13 protein-coding genes, 1 tRNA gene and 1 riboswitch are annotated in these 18,027 nt (G+C 69.6%); of the genes, 2 read left to right on the top strand and 12 right to left on the bottom strand.

Features of this window, described 5'->3' with window-relative positions; all coding sequences use genetic code 11:
• Positions 1 to 30 precede the first annotated feature (30 nt).
• On the bottom strand, positions 31 to 1,575 hold the full coding sequence (dacB, locus tag ORV05_RS35540; protein ID WP_268756240.1) for a D-alanyl-D-alanine carboxypeptidase/D-alanyl-D-alanine endopeptidase: 1,545 nt from the start codon (positions 1,573 to 1,575) through the stop codon (positions 31 to 33).
• Between the two features lie 712 nt (positions 1,576 to 2,287).
• Here dacB and ORV05_RS35535 point away from each other — a divergent pair.
• Positions 2,288 to 2,803 carry an inorganic diphosphatase gene (locus tag ORV05_RS35535; protein ID WP_144590033.1) on the top strand — a complete coding sequence of 172 codons (516 nt, stop codon included), beginning with the start codon at positions 2,288 to 2,290 and terminating at the stop codon, positions 2,801 to 2,803.
• Positions 2,804 to 2,860: 57 nt separating this feature from the next.
• Here the strand turns inward: ORV05_RS35535 and ORV05_RS35530 are convergent, their stop codons facing one another.
• The 7 genes from ORV05_RS35530 to ORV05_RS35500 all read right to left on the bottom strand — a co-directional run bounded on the left by ORV05_RS35530 (position 2,861) and on the right by ORV05_RS35500 (position 8,852).
• Positions 2,861 to 4,129, bottom strand: coding sequence for a serine hydroxymethyltransferase (locus tag ORV05_RS35530; RefSeq protein WP_268756239.1), 1,269 nt, complete (start codon positions 4,127 to 4,129; stop codon positions 2,861 to 2,863).
• A gap of 17 nt (positions 4,130 to 4,146) precedes the next feature.
• Positions 4,147 to 4,232, bottom strand: a riboswitch (ZMP/ZTP riboswitch).
• 114 nt (positions 4,233 to 4,346) lie between these two features.
• Positions 4,347 to 4,871 (bottom strand): gamma carbonic anhydrase family protein, encoded by a 525-nt coding sequence (locus ORV05_RS35525; RefSeq protein WP_268756238.1) that lies wholly within the window; start codon positions 4,869 to 4,871, stop codon positions 4,347 to 4,349.
• 90 nt (positions 4,872 to 4,961) lie between these two features.
• Entirely contained in the window at positions 4,962 to 5,414 is a 453-nt protein-coding gene (locus ORV05_RS35520) for a hypothetical protein (protein ID WP_268756237.1), read from the bottom strand.
• Entirely contained in the window at positions 5,411 to 6,208 is a 798-nt protein-coding gene (locus ORV05_RS35515; RefSeq protein WP_268756236.1) for an SDR family oxidoreductase, read from the bottom strand. Before ORV05_RS35515 ends, ORV05_RS35520 begins: the two co-directional genes overlap by 4 nt.
• Before the next feature lie 16 nt (positions 6,209 to 6,224).
• Positions 6,225 to 7,139 carry an RNA polymerase sigma-70 factor gene (locus tag ORV05_RS35510; RefSeq protein ID WP_268756235.1) on the bottom strand — a complete coding sequence of 305 codons (915 nt, stop codon included), beginning with the start codon at positions 7,137 to 7,139 and terminating at the stop codon, positions 6,225 to 6,227.
• A 154-nt stretch (positions 7,140 to 7,293) separates the two neighbouring features.
• Positions 7,294 to 8,517 (bottom strand): hypothetical protein, encoded by a 1,224-nt coding sequence (locus ORV05_RS35505; protein ID WP_268756234.1) that lies wholly within the window; start codon positions 8,515 to 8,517, stop codon positions 7,294 to 7,296.
• Positions 8,518 to 8,778: 261 nt separating this feature from the next.
• A tRNA-Thr gene (locus ORV05_RS35500) sits at positions 8,779 to 8,852 on the bottom strand.
• Between the two features lie 117 nt (positions 8,853 to 8,969).
• Here ORV05_RS35500 and ORV05_RS35495 point away from each other — a divergent pair.
• The gene (locus ORV05_RS35495) at positions 8,970 to 10,622 is read left to right on the top strand and encodes a hypothetical protein (RefSeq protein WP_268756233.1); all 1,653 of its coding nucleotides are present in this window, start codon (positions 8,970 to 8,972) and stop codon (positions 10,620 to 10,622) included.
• A gap of 85 nt (positions 10,623 to 10,707) precedes the next feature.
• On the opposite strand, the gene ORV05_RS35490 is transcribed toward ORV05_RS35495, so the two are convergent.
• The 4 genes from ORV05_RS35490 to topA form a co-directional block, all read right to left on the bottom strand.
• Positions 10,708 to 11,898, bottom strand: a complete 1,191-nt coding sequence (locus ORV05_RS35490; RefSeq protein ID WP_268756232.1) for a DNA polymerase III subunit delta' — start codon at positions 11,896 to 11,898, stop codon at positions 10,708 to 10,710.
• Between the two features lie 19 nt (positions 11,899 to 11,917).
• Entirely contained in the window at positions 11,918 to 13,993 is a 2,076-nt protein-coding gene (locus tag ORV05_RS35485; RefSeq protein WP_268756231.1) for a bifunctional MFS transporter/dTMP kinase, read from the bottom strand.
• A 175-nt stretch (positions 13,994 to 14,168) separates the two neighbouring features.
• The gene (locus tag ORV05_RS35480; RefSeq protein ID WP_268756230.1) at positions 14,169 to 14,717 is read right to left on the bottom strand and encodes a hypothetical protein; all 549 of its coding nucleotides are present in this window, start codon (positions 14,715 to 14,717) and stop codon (positions 14,169 to 14,171) included.
• Positions 14,718 to 14,959: 242 nt separating this feature from the next.
• Positions 14,960 to 17,938, bottom strand: a complete 2,979-nt coding sequence (gene topA / locus ORV05_RS35475) for a type I DNA topoisomerase (protein WP_407652647.1) — start codon at positions 17,936 to 17,938, stop codon at positions 14,960 to 14,962.
• Positions 17,939 to 18,027 lie beyond the last annotated feature (89 nt).

Here is an 18,027-nt window from a genome sequence, read left to right as displayed (position 1 = left end):
CGTACCACTCGCCGTCGACGCTACCCGCCGTCAACGGCATCCGCAGCCGCGTAGCGCCGCCGCCACGGCATCCAGTGACTGGCGGCCCGTATCGGTGTTCGAGCGGTTGGACATCAGGGCGAACACCAGGACGTGGCCGTCCTTGTCCAGCACCACACCGGCGAGGGTGTTCACCCCCATCGAAGAGATGGTCCCGGTCTTCGCCCGGACCCAGCCCTTGCCCAGTGCCGCGGCCCCGTCGGTGTAGCGATCGGAGAGCGTGCCGCTGCCCCCGGCGACCGGCAGGCCTTCCAGCAGCGGCCGCAGCTTCGCCGTCCGCGGGTCCTTGCCGTCCGGCGCCGCCGCCACGGCGAGCAGCTGCGCGAGCAGCCTGGCGGACACTTTGTTCATTGTGGACAGTCCACTGTTGTCGTTGATGTTGACCGAGGAGACGTCGAAACCATTCTGGGCCAACACCTCCATGGTCGCCTCGGTGGCTCCGGCGAAGGAGGCCGGTTTACCGCTCGCGATGGCGGTCTGCCGTCCGATCACCTCGGCCAGGTCGTTGTCCGAAAGCTGCAGCGCGGCATCGACCAGTTCCGTCAGCGGCGCCGACCGCACCTCGCCGAGCACCTTCGCGCCCCGGGGAGCGGTGGTGGTGCTGGTCGAGGCGACCGACGCACCGAGCCGCTGGGCGAACGTCTGCAGCAACGTGAGCGCGGGGTTCGCGACGCGCATCGAGTGGTCGTCGATGGGGTTCGAGCGCCCGCCGTCGAGCATCGCGGGCACCACGGGTGCGGCGTAGGTGGACGGCGCGTCCGTGGGGTCCCAGCCCGGCCCCGTCGTCGGACCGGTGAAGGCGGACAGGTCGATCTGGACCTTCTTGATCTGGCCGCCGCTCGCCCGTTTCACCTGGGCGACCAGATCGTCCAGATGCGCCGCACCCGGGTAGAGGTTCTCCTTGCCCGCGGGCAGGGACGACAGCGTCAGATCACCACCGGCGACCAGGACGGCGGTGTCCGGGGAGGATCCGGCGACCACCTTCGTGCTCAACTGGAGAGCGTGGTCGACCTTGAGCAGCGCGGCCGAACTGGTGAGCACTTTGGTCACCGAAGCCGGGGTGAGCAGCTGCGAAGAGTTGTGATCCCAGAGGACGCTGTTCGTGGCCGGGTCGATCACGATCCCGGTGAAGGTGCCAAGCGCCGCGTTGCCCGCCAGGCTCGACAGCGCCGCGGACACCCCGGAGTTCGTGGGCGTCGGTGCCGACGTATCCGGACCGTGCAACGACAGCGCCACCCCAGCGGGCTGCGGGCTGTCCCCCTTGGGCCGGTTCGGTGCCCAGGGCAGGCCGAGGCGGTTCGACACGTAGGGCAGGGCGAGCGCGACGCCGACCACGATCACCAGCACCAGCGCGAGCCCGCCGACGAGCAGGCCGCGCCGCTTCCGCCGCGGCGCGGCCTGATCCGACTCCGGAACGGATGTTTCGGTGTCCGGTTCACCCCCACCGCTCTCGACGGGACGAGGCCCATCGCCCGGCTCGATCCGCATCGGCGGCGCCGGAGCCGAGGAAGCCTCGGGGATCGGCTGGGAAGGCACAGGCGGAACCTGCGCCGGAGGAGCGGGCACCACTGGCTGTGGCATTTGTGGTGCCGCCGGCGCCTGGAACTGCTGCGGCGGTGTTGGCGCCGGTGACGGCCTCGGGACGAACACGGTTTTCTGCTCTGGCGGCGACACCGGCTGCGGAAGCCGGATCGCCTGCGTCGCCTCGCTCGACTCGGCCGACTCCGTCGACGACGGAAGCCGGATCGCCTGCGTCGCCTCGCCCGACTCCGCCGACTCCGTCGACTCCGTCGACGACGGAACCCGGATCGCCTGGGTCGCCTCGCCCGACTCCGCCGACGTCGAAACCTCAATCCCCTGCGTCGCCTCACCGGACTCCGCCGACTCCTGCGTCACCTCGGCAGCCGCCGCCGACGACGTGGGAGACGACTCGGGGGGAGACTCGGGAGGCGGTTCCTGCGGCCAGGCAGGCTCGGCAGGCGATACCGGCAACTGCGCGGTCGCTCCACCGTCCCCGGAGCCCTCGGCAACGGACGCGTCCGAGTCGTCGGACGGCCACTGTGGCTGATCTTCGTGCGGCGGCACGCACCCCTCCTCATCGCGTCGGCGCACCAGGGGCCAAACTCACAGTCGCCTAGACGACATCGGTGCGACTTCCCAACGGCGCGTAGTCCACACTAGTGAAGACAAGTTAGCGAAACCGCAAGCCGCTTGGGCGGCTTGAAAAGACGAGGTCAGCGAGGACGCCGTGGAGTTCGACGCCACCATCGAAATCCCCAAGGGGGAGCGCAACAAGTACGAAGTGGACCACAAGACAGGGCGCATCCGGCTGGACCGCACCCTGTTCACGGCCACGCAATACCCGGCCGACTATGGGTTCATCGACGACACCCTCGGCCAGGATGGCGACCCGCTGGACGTGCTCGTCCTGGTCCAGGAGCCGACCTTCCCCGGCTGCCTCATCCGCTGCCGGGCCATCGGGATGTTCCGGATGACCGACGAAAAGGGGCCGGACGACAAGGTTCTCGCGGTGCCGTCCGACGACCCGCGGCTGGAGCACCTGCGTGACATCCACCACTTGAACGAGTTCCACAAGCTCGAAATCGAGCACTTCTTCCAGGTCTACAAGGACCTGGAGCCCGCCAAGAGCGTGGAAGGCTCCGAGTGGGTTGGCCGGAACGAGGCCGAGGCCGAGATCCGCCGCTCCTACCAGCGTGAACTCGACCGCCAGGCGAAGGAAGCCGCCGAGGCCGGCGAGCACTGACGCGACCGAGGCCGAAGGGGCCCAACGTGATCGTCGATCACGTTGGGCCCCTTCGCATCAGGCCTGGTAGCCGGGGATGGGGTAGGCGGCCAGCAGGTCGCGCACCTCACCGGCGATCTTGTCCAGGGCCGGCTCGTCCTGCGCGGCGGCCGCGGCGACCGTCCGGTCGATCCACTCCGCGATCTGCGGCTGGTGCTCCGGCTTGAGACCGCGGGTGGTGATCGCCGCGGTGCCCAGCCGGATGCCCGAGGGGTCGAAGGGCTTGCGCGGGTCGAACGGAACCGTGTTGTAGTTCAACTCGATCCCGGCGCGGTCCAGCGCCTGCGCGGCGGGCTTGCCGCCGATCTGCTTGTTCGTCAGGTCGACCAGCAGGAGGTGGTTGTCCGTGCCGCCGGAGACCAGGTTGAAACCGCGCTCGATGAGCGCCTCGGCCAGCGCCTTGGCGTTGGCCACGATGCCATGCGCGTAGTCGCGGAACTCCGGCTTGGCCGCCTCGCCCAGTGCCACCGCGATCGCGGCGGTGGTGTGGTTGTGCGGACCGCCCTGCAGGCCGGGGAACACCGCCTTGTCCACCGCCTTGGCGTGCTCGGCGTCGGACATGATCATCGCGCCACGCGGGCCGCGCAGCGTCTTGTGCGTGGTGGTGGTGATGACCTGCGCGTGCCCCACCGGCGAGGGGTGCGCGCCACCGGCGACCAGCCCGGCGATATGCGCGATGTCGGCCACCAGCACCGCACCCACCTCTTCGGCGATCTTGGCGAAGGCGGGGAAGTCGATGGTGCGGGGGATGGCGGTGCCGCCCGCGAAGATCACCTTCGGGCGGTGCTCGAGCGCCAGGTCACGCACCTGGTCCAGGTCGACCCGGCCGGTCTCCTTGCGAACGCCATAGCGCACCGCGTTGAACCACTTGCCGGTGGCCGACACGTTCCAGCCGTGGGTGAGGTGGCCGCCGTCGGGCAGCGCCATGCCCATCACGGTGTCGCCGGGCTGCAGGAAGGCGAGATAGACGGCCAGGTTGGCCGGGGAGCCGGAGTAGGGCTGCACGTTGGCGTGCTCGACGCCGAACACCGACTTCGCGCGGTCGATCGCGAGCCGCTCGATCTGGTCGACGAACTGCTGGCCCTCGTAGTAGCGCTTGCCGGGGTAGCCCTCGGAGTACTTGTTGGTCAGTACCGTCCCGGTCGCCTCGAGCACCGCCTGCGAGACGTAGTTCTCCGAGGCGATCAACCGGATCTTCTCGGCCTGACGGCGCGCCTCGTCCTCCACGAGCCCGGCGATCTCCGGGTCCGCGGCGGTGAGGGTCGGGATGGGGGGCTGGTGCGTCATGTCTCTACTCCTGACACTGGCCACACCCAGGCGCGCGGTGCCGGCCTTGTCGGTCGCTTCCCGGTGGTGCTCCACCCTAATGGCGCCAGTCGCTGCTGTACCTCCGATGTTAGTGCACCTCGCGCGGCAGTGGACCGGCGCGAGGGGGCGGGTGAGGGGCGTCTCGTTCCCGTCCGGTCGCCGCGGGCGGGAACCCACGGCGACGGCCGGGAACCGGTCAGGATTCGACGGGTGCGATACCCGCGGCGTGGCGGCGGGCGAGTTCCTGGTAGATAGCCGCGTTGTGGTCGACCCAGGCCCGCGCTGAGTCGCTCAGCGGGACGAACTTCTTCGCGGGCGTGCCCATCGCGATGACCTCCGGCGGCACCTCGGTGTTCGGACCGACGGTCGCCCCCGCCGCGATCAGTGCCCGCTCCCCGATCCTGGCCTGGTCGAGCACCGTGGAGCCGTTGCCGATCAACGCCTGCTCGCCGATGGTGCAGTCGTGCACCAGGCACATGTGTCCCACGGTCACGTTGCGGCCGACCTCGCAGACGCCGGTGTTGACGTGGATCACCGAGTTGTCCTGGATGTTGGCACCCTCGCGGATGACGATCTTGCCGAAGTCGGCCCGGATCACCACCCCGTACCAGATGGAGGCGTTCTTCTCGATGACGACGTCACCGATGAGCGTCGCGGTCGGGGCGATCCAGGCGTCGGGGTGCACGGTGGGGCTGACGCCCTCGAACGAGAACAGAGGCATAGCCGCACCCTATGCCGCAACGCGAGCCGGACGCTGCCGTGAGGGGTCCCCTCACGGTCGTAACGGCTGTGAGGGGACCCCTCACGGCGATCAACTGGCTGGTTCACCGTCACGCGGGACCACGGGTTCCAGCGCACCTCGCCGGGCTGACAGGGCGAGCAGCACACAGGGGAGCACCACCCCGATGCCCAGCACCACGGTCTGGGACACCGCACTCGAGGCCGGGAAATGCTCCAGGTGCAGCACATGGAACCCGAAGTGCGGCACGGCGAACACCAGGCTCACGGCGAGCGCGGTCCGCACCAGCACCCGCTCCATGCGGATCGCGGCCACCACCAGCACCAGCACGGACGCCAGCGTCAGCGCCCCGACATCGGTCATCAGGTGCTCGTTGTACGGCGGGAGCAACGCCACCCACGAGCGCCCGGGCGCCGGGAAGTCGTCGTAGAACACCTTGGGCAGCAACAACTGCACGAGCCCGGCCAGCCCGTACCCGACGGCCATGAACAAGAGCCCGGCCCGCAGCAAACCCCGGGAAGTCATCGACGGCTCCCCCGGTAGGACATACCGGCCGGTTCCGGATGCGCGGCGAGGTAGTCCTCGAACGTGATCACCCCGTCGGCGTGTTCCGGCGCCAGGTTGCCACCCTGACGCAGGGCCCGCCCCAGCCGCCCGGGCACCCGCACCGCTGCCACAGGCCGGCGCCGTCCCGTGGCCCGCAGGTAGGCGCGGGCCAGCTCACGCGCTGGCCGCGCCTGCGGGCCGCCCATTTCCAGTACTCGGCCGACCGGGTCGCCCGTCGCCAGTGCCACCAGCCGCCCGGCCACGTCCCGCACGTCGACCGGCTGGAAGGAGCACCCTGGTACCGGCATGACCGGCAGCTTCGCCGCGCCCGCGAACATCAGCCGAACCAGATCGTGGAACTGGGTGGCGCGCAGGATCGTGTACGGCACACCGGACCGCGCGAAGATCTCCTCGGCCGCCAACTTCCCGCGGTAGTAGCCGAGTGGCACCCGGTCGACGCCCACAATGGACACGTAGACCAGGTGGCGGCACCCGGCACGCCGCGCCGCGTCGGCCAGTGTCGTGGCCTGTGCCGCTTCCTTCTTGCCGTTCATCCCGGTCGCGCAGTGGATGACCACGTCCAGCCCGGTCAGCGCCTCGTCAAGACCCGCGCCGGTGTCCAGGTCGGCGGTCGCCCACTCGTGGCCGTACAGGTCCGCCGGCTCCGGGCGGCGGCTCATCACCCGCGCCAGCCGCCCGTGCTCGGCCAGCCGGGCGACCACCACGCGGCCGAGCGCGCCCGTCCCACCGGTCACCAAGATCGGTTCACTCATGAGGCTCCTCCTTCAGTCACTGGGAGGAACCAGCGAGCCCCCCGGAACGTGACAACTGCCGGGCCAGGAAGTCCAGCTTCTCCGGGTTGCTCACCGCTCGAAGTGCGCTGATGCGCTCCCCGGTGACCTCCATCACCCACACTCCGAGCAGCACCGGCCCAGCCAGGCCCACCACGGCCGGGTCACCGTTGACCTCGGCGAAGCCAAACTCGATCCCAGTGGCGCGGTTCATCAACCCGGCGCACAGGCGGGCGACCTTCTCCCGGCCGAGCACCGGGCGGCGGGCCGAGGTGACCTGGCCGCCGCCATCGCTCCACGAAACGACGTCCTCGGCCAGGAACGCCTCCAGCACCGGCAGATCGCCCTCCTGCGCGGCCGCGAGGAACCGCTGCAGCAGATCGAACCGCCGCCGCCGGTCCGGCTGGAAGCGCGGCCGGCCCTCGTCCACGCGGGCCTTGGCGCGGTGGTGCAGTTGCCGGCAGTTGGCCTCCGAGATGCCCATGATCTCCGCAATCTCCCGGTGCCCGTAGGCGAAGGCCTCCCGCAGCACGAACACCGCGCGCTCGGCGGGCGTGAGCCGTTCCAGCAGCACCAGCAGCGCCAAGGACACCGAGTCACGCTGCTGCACGGTCTCCAGCGGGCCGAGCGCGCCGTCCTCGGTGATCACCGGCTCCGGCAGCCAAGGCCCGATGTACTGCTCCCGCTGCCTCGCCGCCGCGGCCAGCCGGTTCAGGCACAGATTGGTGACCACCTTCGTCAGCCAGGCGGACAGCGCGTTGATCGCCTCCCGATCGGCCCCCCGGAACCGGAGGAACGCGTCCTGGACCACGTCCTCCGCCTCGGCCGCCGAACCCAGCATGCGATAGGCCAGCCCGAACAGCCGGGGCCGGTGCTGCTCGAACTCCACACCAGAAAGATCAGGCGACGCCATGCCGCGAGTGTGCCCTGCCCGCGATGGTCAGGGCTTCGGTGGCACCGGAACCGCGACGAGCGCTCGCGATACCCGGACAAGGCGGTGCCCGGCCTGTACAGGCCGGGCACCGCTTTCCCTGCTCACCGATGGCGCCAGGGCTTCGAACTTCGAATCAGCACGTTCCGCCGGGGGTTCCGCCGGGGAGCTCGTTGCAGTGTCCCGGCCCGATGATTCCGTTGTTGTAGCGGTCCAGCGTGGTGGCCCAGCTGTTGACCATGCCGCGCTCGGCCACGTTGAGGGAACCCCAGTCCGCGGAGTTGTGAGTGGCCAGGAAGGCGTCGGCAGCGGCGATGGTGCCGGACACCGCGGTGTCGCTCGCACCATTGGCGATGTTGAGCTTCGCGGCGAGCAACTGTGCGTACAGCCTGTTGATGCCATTGGAGGCGTTACCGCTGAAGGTGGGCGGGAAAATGTAGGACGCCTCCGCCCAGTTGTCCACCGTGATGCTCTTCTGTCCACCTTCGGTGCCGAGGGTTATCGGCAGCAGCGCGGTCGTGGCCTGCTCGTGAGTGGCCCAGTAGCCAATCGTGTAAGTGCATCCCTTGGAAGAACAGGTCACCTGCACGGACGCGGACGCGGACGGCCCCGGGGTGTTGTCGTCGGTGTAGGTCAGGGATGCCGTGTTCGTTTGGGTACCCGCGTCACCGCAGGTGAACGTGCGCGTGTACGGCACCGACTGGCTGCTGGAATACGTACCCAGATTTCCGGCGAAACTGTCAGTGAGGCGAACCTCGCTGTGCACCGGGGTAATGCTCAACGGCCAGTCGAAGCTGGCGGACGTGCTCGGACCGAAGGGCACTCCCAGGTGCCCTGAATGGTTCGTGATCGTGGTGTCGGCCGTCACCTTGTACGCTTGGCCGGCATCCGGCGGGATCGGGACGTTCACGCGGTACTGGTAGCAGTAGGTCTCACCTGCCGCCAGAACCGGATGACCGGACACGTTCAATGGCTGCGTGGCGATTGGGGTCGTCATCGGTGGTTGGGTCACCGTCAGGGTCGAGGCCAGGTTCTCGGTGGCGATGGCACCTCCGTTGGTGATGCAGACGGCCCCGGTGATGTACGCCTCTTCGGTGCCGTTGTCTCTCGCCAAGTTGATCGTGTAGTTGACGGGCGCCGACTGACCCTGAGCCACGTTCACGGTGGTGGGAGTGGCCGACTTCTGGATCGTCCAGTGGTAGGTGTTCGTCCAGTGGGGCGTGGCGGTGACGTACTGGCTCAGCGTGGTACCGGCTTGGCCCTGAGCAAGGGCCGGCATCGCCGGTGCCCCGATGCCGATGGCCAGTGCGGCCATTGGCACCAAACCGAGCGGCGCTAGCCGCCGGGCGCGAAACTTCATACTCTCCTCCGATGGGGGTGAACAGCGCTTCGCAGCACGATTCGGGGGCGTGCGCTCGGCGCTGTGATGATTTCGTTATCGGAGGGTACTGATGTCGTTATGTCGCAAGGAAGACCGCGGCGGGAAGACCACCCCAAAGGTCCGCTTGCCCGATCTTGACCGCACGAAGCGGGTGATCAGCGGAAACAACGAAAGGATCTCGCCCGAAAACGCCCAGGAAATGAGTCAGGGGCCCTCCGAAGAGGACCCCTGGTTCACCGGAGCCGCCTAGGGGAATCGAACCCCTGACCTGCTCATTACGAGTGAGCCGCTCTGGCCGACTGAGCTAAGGCGGCGAACGCATCAAGAGTGTAGCGCAGACGTCTTCCGTCACTCCTGACCCCGGTCCTCGTTAGGGTCCATGACGCCGGTCACATGGTCCGGCCCTTGCCTGTTCGTGGAGGACTCCCCCGATGCGTCGACGCCTGCCGCGTGCGCTGGCCCTGCCGGTGACCGCAGCGCTGTTCGTACTCTCGGCCACGCCGGCCATGGCCGACACCACCATCCCGACCACGCCGCCCCTGCAGCCGGTCGACCCGAGCCAGGCGCCCGTGTCCGCACCCGACGGCCCCCAGCCGCTGGGACACGCGGTGGGCGACGCGGCGGCGTCGCTCGGCGTGTTGCGGCTGCTGCCGAATTCGGTGCCCACCAGCTCGATCATGCCGGGTTACGGCAGGCAACTGCCGAAGCAGGCAGCGCTCGAAGCCGGTATGGGCCTGTCGAGCGCTCAGGCGAACTCGGAGGCCTCTCTCAGCTACGAGCGCTCGATCGCGCAGTCGTCGCCGCTGGGCCTGGCCGTCGCGGGCAACGCCCCGCAGACCCCGGGCGGGGTGGTCCAGACCGCGCTGCCGGACAACGAGAAGGCGGTCACCGGCGGCCTCACCGCCCCGCAGAACCCCCTGCTGAACGTCGGTCTCCTCAACGGCAGCGCGCACGCACGCTGGAGCCCCACGCTCGGCCCCTGCGTCGGCGCGCCCATGGCCGACGCCAGCACGTCCGTCGCCAGCATCTCGCTGCTCAACGCGCTGTCGTCGGTGCCAAACCTGCCCCTGACCGGTCTGAGCCTGCCTCAGGGCACGCAACTGGCCAAGGGCTTCGACCCCTCGCAAGGACTGCAGGCCCTCGGTGGGCTGCTCGGTGGCACCGGGCAGACGTCGGCCGACGGCACCGGAGCGCTGCTCAACGTGCCGAACCTGCTGTCCTCGCGGTCCGTCGTGCAACTGGTGGACCTGCCGAACTCGAAGAACAAAGCCGTGCAGTCGGTCTCCACGCTGCAGGCGGCGGACATCCAGCTCCTGAAGGGCACCCCGCTGGAGCTGACGCTGAAGGTGGTCAGCCAGCCCACTCTGAAGGTCACTTCGACCGGTGACAAGGCCACCTCCACGGTCGAGTACACCGCGCCCGTGATCACCATCGAGCGTCAGGGCAAGGTGCTCTACACCCTCGACGCGGCGCACCCGACCAAGGACATCCCGATCGGCCTGCCCCTGGCGGGGCTGTCCGACAAGTTCGGCGACGTGTCCAGCCTGCCCGTGGTCGGCGGCCTGGTCTCGACGCTGAGCAAGGGATTGCAGCAACTCAACGACACCGCCGGACTGGTGCTGGACCTCGGCGTGCTGCGCCTGAGCATCGCCGAGCTGAACCAGAACGGCCAGCAGCTGGCCACGCCGTTCGCCGGTTACCAGCTGGGCGCCTCCGCCCGGCTGCTCGACCTTCAGGTGCTACCGACCACGGCGTTGAAGAACGTCCTGCCCAAGAGCGCCGCGGACGCGCTGCCGTCCTCGCTGGCGCAGATCTCGCTGGGCGAGCAGATCGCCCGCGCCTACACGCCGACCGGTGGCGTCGTCTGCGGCAGCACCACGCCGACCACGGCGCCGGTCGGCAACGCCGCTCCGGGTGCACCGGCGAAACTCGCGTACACCTCGGGTGCCTACTCGGCGGTGCCGCTGTTCTGGTCCGGCACGGCGATGCTGCTGCTGGGGGTCGTGCTGGTCGCCGCGGTGCCGAACCGGCGACGCCGGCAGCCCGCCGTCGTCAAGCCCTCCCCACGTCCCCGCGCGGACTGACCCGGGCCGAAGCAGCAAGGGATGTTTGCTACGGATCGATCCGTAGCAAACATCCCTTGCTGCGTTCTTGCGGCGTTCTCCGGGGTCAGCCCTGGCGGAGTGCGGTGACCATCGCTTCCACCGCGATCCGCGGTTTGACGTTCCAGAGGATGGCCTCGCGGCAGGCGAGCACCGCTTCGAGGCGGCGGAGGGTGGTTTCCGGGGTCCACGAGCGCGCCGCTTCGGCGATGTCGTCGGCGTGGTCGGGATGGTTCAGTACCGTCCTCGCCCCGCTGTTGACGACCAGCACATCCCGGTAGAAACCGGCGAGGTCGACCAGGGCGAGGTCCAGCGTGTCCCGCTGGGTACGGGTCGCCCTCGACTTCTGGCGTTTCTCCAACGCCTTCACCGCGGCTTCCGCCGCGCGTTTCGCGGACGCGACCCCCTTGCCGGTCGCGTCGCCACCCATGGCCGTGCGCAGCTCGGACTTCTCCGCCTCGTCCCGTGCCTTGCTTTCCTCCGAGGCGTCCCCCTCGGCCGCCGCGATCAGCTCGTCCGCACAAACGAAGACGTCCGCGGGACGGCGTAGCCCGAGTGGGATCCGCAGGACCGCTTCCCTGCGCTTGCGGGAGTTCTCGTCCATGGCGAGACGGCGAGCCCTGCCCACGTGCCCACCGCACACCGACGCCGCCCAGCGCGCCAACTCGGGCTCGACGCCGTCCCGCGCGACCAGCACCTCGGCGATGGCTTCGGCCGGCGGCGTCCGCAGGTTCACCAGACGGCAGCGCGAGCGGATGGTCACCGACACGTCCTCCGGATGGTCCGAAGGCGCGCAGAGCAGGAAAACCGTGCGGTCCGGGGGTTCTTCCACGGCCTTCAGCAGCGCGTTCGAGGCGCCTTCGGTGAGCCTGTCGGCGTCTTCGATGATCACCACCTGCCAGTGGCCGGTGCTCGGCCTGCGGGCCGCGGCCTGTACGAGGGCCCGCATCTCCGCCACCGAAATCGAAAGCCCCTCCGGCACGACCAGCCGGACGTCGGCGTGCGTGCCGTGCAATGCCGTGCGGCAGCCGGTGCATTCCCCGCACCCGGTGCCCGCCGTGCACTGCAGGGCCGCGGCGAACGTGCGGGCGGCGACCGACCGGCCGGAACCGGGCGGGCCGGTCAGCAGCCAGGCATGGGTCATCGCGCCGGACGGCGCAGGCTCACCGGCGACGATCTTCGCCGCCGCTTCCGCCGCCGACGACAGCACCCGCACCGCGGGCTCCTGCCCGACCAGCTGGGACCAGACGGAGCTCACCCGGCCTCCTCGACACCCATCAGGCCTTCACCGCCTCGACCGGCGCCAGCCCGGCGCGGCGCCCCACCAGCACCGCCCGCACCGCCGTCCGCACCCGCTCGGCCACCTCGTCCTCGGTGCCGTCGCCGTCGACCACGACGTAGTGGTCCGGGTCGGCGGCGGCCATCTCGGTGAGCAGAGTGTGCACCCGCCACTGGTCCTCGATGGAGATCGGTCCGGGTGGCGCGCCCTGCGGCGTCGCGTCGAGCAGCACGGTCACGTCCGGGCGCAGGCGGCCGGTCGCCCAGTCGGCCAGTCCTTCCAGTTCCTTCGCGTCCAGACCGGCGACGGCGGACAGGTGCGCCAGCGGGGAGTCCACGAACCGCTCCATCACCACGATCGCACCCGCGTCGAGCGCGGGTTGCACGTCCCGCTCCACGATGTCGGCCCTGACCGCCGCCGCGGCCAGCGCCTGTGCGCGGGCCCCCGACAGCGAGGCCCCGCTGACCAGCTTCAGCAGCCGCTCGTCGTCGAGCCCCGGGTCGGCGGCGAGCACGACGGGACGAGGGCCCGCGTGGCGCAGCCAGTCGGCCAGGCGGGCCGCCTGGCTGGCGGTGTCGGCCGCCGTCGTGCCCTCGAGCGCCAGCAGCAGGCCGTTCACCCGGCGCGGACGGCGCCGGATCGCGTTCCGCAGATCGTCCATGATCGTCTCGGCGCGGCGGGAATCCATCTGGCGGTAGGCGATCACGCCGACGAAGGCGGCGAGGATCCCGCCGCCCAGCATCACCGGCCTGGTCCCGTCGATGATGATCGGGTTGCCCCACACGGTGACCGTGCGGGGTTTGGTCAGGCCGATCAGCAGCGGGACCACGGCCGTCGAACCGAACACGATGATCTTCATCATGGACTGGTAGATCGCGTTGATCCGGCCGCGGATGGCGTCGTCGACCTGGGAACCGATGATCGTCACGCCGGTCAGGAAGGCCACCCCGGCGCACGCCCCCACGATCGCCACCGCGATCAGTGACACCGCCAGGTGCGGCGAGATCGCGACCAGCAGCAGACCCAGCCCGGCCGCCACGATCGAGATGCCGAACAACCGATCGTGCGGCAGGCGCCGCGACAGCTTCGGTGCCCCGCCCATCCCGGTGGCCAGCCCGAGGAACACGGCGACCAGCAGCAGGCCCCAGGCCGCGTCACCGGCCAGCAGGCTCGACGAGTAGGGCTTCGCCGAACCGACCACCGCGCCGCCCGCGGCGAACGCCCCGGCCGCGCCGATCAGCAGGCCGCGGATCAACGGGGTGCTCCGCACGAACCTGGCCCCGTCCCGGGCGAGCGCCCTCAGCCCGGTGGACCGCTCCTCGACGGGCTCGGGCTTCGGCTTCACCACCGCGGCTGCGTGCACGTTCCGCAGCGACAGTTCGGGGATCCTGGTGATGATCAGGATCGCGCTGGTCAGGTACAGCAGCCCGATCAGCACCACGATGATCTTGGCGAACCCGAGGTCGCCGAAGGTGCTCGCGGGCAGGTGCAGGGTCGGCGCGATGCCGGTGACGACCGTGTACACCGCACCCGCCGACACCACCGCCAGGCCGTAGGTCATCACCATGCCGAGCTGGTTGGCCGTCTCGACCTGGTCCGGCCTGCGCAGCAGGTTGGGGACCGCCGCGTCCTTCGACGGGATCCACATCATCGCGCTGGCGCTGGCCAGTGAGTTCGCCACGAACAGCCACCACCCGGTGCCGACGAAGGCGATCGACATGATGAAGCCGCAGCGCAGCAGATCCGCGACGAACATGACCTTGCGCCGGTCGAAGCGGTCGGCGAGCAGTCCACCGAGCGGGGCGAAGATCAGCCCCGGCAGCAGCGCGGACAGCAGCACCCCGGTGAAGGCGAAGTTCTGCGCCGTGTAGTTGTGGGTGAGCTTGGTCGCCAGGCTGGTCAGGCCCAGGATGGTCAGCCAGTCGGCGACACTGCACAAATAGGTGACGCCCCACAGGCGCCGAAAGGGCCGGATCGCCAGCACCCGCCGTGCTCGGTAGACGGTCGATCCATCCCGCCCGACCTGCGCCCCCGCGCCGGGTTTCGTCTGCACACCGTCGCTGATCCGACCCACCCCACTCGTTCCCGTGTTGCCGGTGACTGCCCTGGACATGCGTCATCGAATCACCGGACCGGTGTGGTCAGGGTAGCTCCGCGAGATGATCTAGGGGCGCTTCGGGTGGAGACCGGTCCGGCCCCGAACCCGCCCCGGACCTCGCGCCCGGCCGCCCGCGGGCGGCCGGAACGGATCAGCCGAACAGGCCGGAAATGCTGCTGATCAGGCTCGAAACGAACTCGAACGCCACGAACAGGAACGCGATCAGCAGGAGCAGGGCGAGAAAGATCCCCGTCGAGGAGTTCGACGCTTTCGCCCTGCGGACCGTCCCCGGCTGGGAGGAACCCGAACGGGGAAGCCGCAGCGAAGGGCGCTTCAGCGACGGCCGGATCGCACGGAAACCCGCCCGTGCCCGCTGCTTGGGCAGCATGCCCAAGGGCGGCGCGGGCTCGATCGGCTTCGCCGGCGAAGCAGGCGGGGCACCGTCGACGCCGGCGGGCTCCTGATCCAGGGAATCGGCGAACTCGAACTCGCCCGCCGGACGGCGCTCCCCGCCGATCTCCGCGTCCACCAGGCGGCGCGCGCCCGCCGGGTCCGGCTTCACCGGGGAGGCGACCCGGCTGAGCTGGAAGTCGTCGGAGTCGTCGGCCGGACCGGACAAGGCAGAGCCCGACAGCGGATCGCCAAACGTGGCGGCCTCGGTGCCGTCGCCGAATTCGGCTTCGCCCTTCGACGAACTCATCCCCACTCCTCGCTCTCGATCCGCGGACACCCACGGAACCGGATCGACGCCGGAGAGTGACCACCGGCGTCGGCCGCCCCGGGACCCCGGGGGCTTCCCGTCCAGCGTAGTGGCCATTTCTGAGAAGGCATCCGCCTATCAGGGTAAGGAGTTCGTTACCGAACGCGAGCCCCGATCCCACCCATACCCGCTCCCCGGTAGCGCATGCCAGGGCGCGGCGGGATCCACCCGCGAGGGTGCCGCTACTTCTTCGCGGCGGCCTTCTTCCTCGCCGGTGCCTTCCGCTTCGGGGCAGGACCCTTCGCCCGCTTCTCGGCCAGCAACTCCGCGGCCCGCTCCGCGGTGAGCTCCTCCACGCTGTCGGCCTTGCGCAGCGTCGCGTTGAACTCCCCGTCGGTCACGTACGGGCCGAAGCGGCCGTCCTTGACCACCATCGGCTTGCCCGACACCGGGTCGTCACCCAGTTCCTTCAGCGGGGGCTTCGCGGTGGCCTGGCGACCGCGTCGCTTCGGTTCCGCGTAGATCTTCAAGGCCTCGTCCAGCGTGATGGTGAACAGCTGGTCCTCGGTCTCCAGCGAACGCGAGTCCGTGCCCTTCTTCAGGTACGGGCCGTAGCGGCCGTTCTGGGCGGTGATCTCGTCACCGGAGTCGGGATCCTTGCCGACGACTCGCGGCAGCGACAGCAGTTTCAGCGCGTCCTCGAGCGTCACCGTCTCCACCGACATCGACTTGAACAGCGACCCGGTGCGCGGCTTCGCCTTCTTGGCCTTGCTGGTCTTCTTGGCGCCCTCCTCGGCCGCCTCCTCCGGTTCCGGCAGCACCTCGGTGACGTAGGGACCGAATCGGCCCTCCTTGGCCACGATCTCGTGCCCGGTCACCGGATCGGTGCCCAGTGTTCGCCCTTCCTGGGGCGTGGCGAACAGCTTCTCCGCGATTTCGGGAGTCAGCTCGTCGGGCGGCAGATCCTCGGGCAGGTTCGCGCGCTGCGACTTCACGTCCGCGTCGTCCGGGGACTGTGCGCTGTGCCTTTCCAGGTAAGGGCCGTAACGGCCCACCCGCACGTAAACCGTGCGCCCCTGGTCATCGGTGAACAGCGGGATCGAGTTGATCTCCCGGGCGTCGATGTCCTCGACCCCGGTGCCGACCAGCTTCTTCAGGCCACCCAGCCGCCCGATCGAGCCGTCCACGCCCTGTTCCCCGCCGAAGTAGAACTTCGACAGCCATCGCGTGCGCTGCTCGTTGCCCGAGGCGATGCGGTCGAGCTCGTCCTCCATCGCGGCGGTGAAGTCGTAGTCCACCAGCCGCTCGAAATGCCGTTCGAGCAGCGCCACCACGGCGAACGCCACCCACGACGGCACCAGTGCGGAGCCCTTCTTCCACACGTACCCGCGGTCCTGGATGGTGTTGATGATGGAGGCATAGGTCGACGGCCTGCCGATGCCGAGCTCTTCGAGCTTGCTGACCAGGCTCGGTTCGCTGTAGCGGGGCGGAGGCGTGGTGTTGTGGCCGTCCGGCACCAGTTCGGCGGTGGTGAGCGCCTGGTCCCTGGTCAGCCGAGGCAGACGGCTCTGCTTGTCGTCGGCCTCGCCGCCGGCCTCGGTGTCGACCGCCTCCACGTACGCCTTCAAAAAGCCCGGGAAGGTGATCGTGCGCCCGGACGCGGCGAACGTGCACTCCTCGCCGCTGCTCGCGGTGCCCGCGATCCGGACCGACATGGTGGTGCCCTTGGCGTCCGCCATCTGCGAGGCGATCGTGCGCTGCCAGATCATCTCGTAGAGCCGGTACTCGTCGGTGTCCAGCTCACCGGCGACCTGGCCGGGGGTCCGGAACACCTCACCGGCGGGCCGGATCGCCTCGTGGGCCTCCTGCGAGTTCTTGACCTTCCGGGTGTACTGGCGGGGGCTCGGCGAAACGAACTCCGCACCGTAGAGATCGGTGGCCTGGTTGCGGGCCGCGGTCAGCGCCGTCTCCGAGAGCGTGGTGGAGTCGGTACGCATATACGTGATGTAGCCGTTCTCGTAGAGCCGCTGCGCGATGCGCATCGTCCGCTCCGACGAGAACCGCAACTTGCGACCGGCCTCCTGCTGCAGGGTGGAGGTCATGAACGGCGCGTACGGACGCCGGGTGTAGGGCTTCTCCTCGACGCTGACGACCTTGAAGTCCCGGCCGCGCAGCGCCTCGGCGAGCCGGGTGGCCTCCGCCTCCGCCAGCACGCGGACCTCGGGCCTGGACATTGCGAGCGTCTCGGAGCCCTTCAGCCGCCCGTCCGGGCCGAAGTCCTTACCGCTGGCCAGCCGCGCACCGTCCACCGCGATCATCCGCGCCGGGAAGGCCCGGGGTTCGTCGCTGCCTGCCCCCGGGGCCTCCATGGTCGCGGCGATGTCCCAGTAGGAGGCCGACTGGAAGCGCATCCGCTCGCGCTCGCGCTCCACGATGATCCGCGTCGCCACCGACTGCACCCGGCCCGCCGACAGCTTCGGCATGACCTTCTTCCACAGCACGGGCGAAACCTCGTAACCGTAGAGCCGGTCGAGGATTCGGCGCGTCTCCTGAGCATCGACCAGGTCCGCGTCGAGATCACGGGTGTCCGCCGCGGCGGCACGGATGGCCTGCTCGGTCACCTCGTGGAAGACCATTCGGCGGACCGGCACCTTCGGCTTGAGCGTCTCCAGCAGGTGCCAGGCGATGGCCTCGCCCTCGCGGTCCGGGTCGGTGGCGAGGTAGAGCTCATCGGCGTCCTTGAGCAGGCTCTTGAGCTCGGTGACCTTGGCCTTCTTGTCCGGGCTGACCACGTACAGCGGTTCGAAGTCGTGGTCGACGTCGACCCCGAGGCGCGCCCACGGCTCGCCCTTGTACTTGGCGGGCACGTCGGCCGCGCCCCGCGGCAGGTCACGGATGTGCCCCACCGACGACTCCACGACGTAACCGCCGCCGAGGTAAGGAGCGATCTTCCGCGCCTTCGTCGGCGACTCGACGATCACGAGCCGGCGGCGCCCGGCGCCGTTTCCCGCAGCGTCGTGCCCACCCGTCGCTCGACCGCCACCCCCGTTGGCGGCGCCTCGCGCCGCGGTGTTCTTCGCCCGTGCTCCAGCCACGCTGTCCGCTCTCCCGCTCGTTCCCGTCGCTGCTGCGACGCTGTTCAACCAGCCAGTGTGCACTCCGCCAGCCGATTGTGTCCGCCCAGGTGACGCAATGCGCCGTCCATCCTGTGTGAAGCGCATCGGCACAAAGGCGGGCGGTGTTTCCTTTTCCACACCTAGCACGTGACGCGGGACACGTCCCGGTTGGGGCCTTCGGGTAACGGTTCCGC

This window comes from Amycolatopsis cynarae (assembly GCF_026802195.1).
Lineage (GTDB): Bacteria > Actinomycetota > Actinomycetes > Mycobacteriales > Pseudonocardiaceae > Amycolatopsis_E > Amycolatopsis_E rhizosphaerae.
This window is presented reverse-complemented; position numbering and strand designations above follow the sequence as displayed.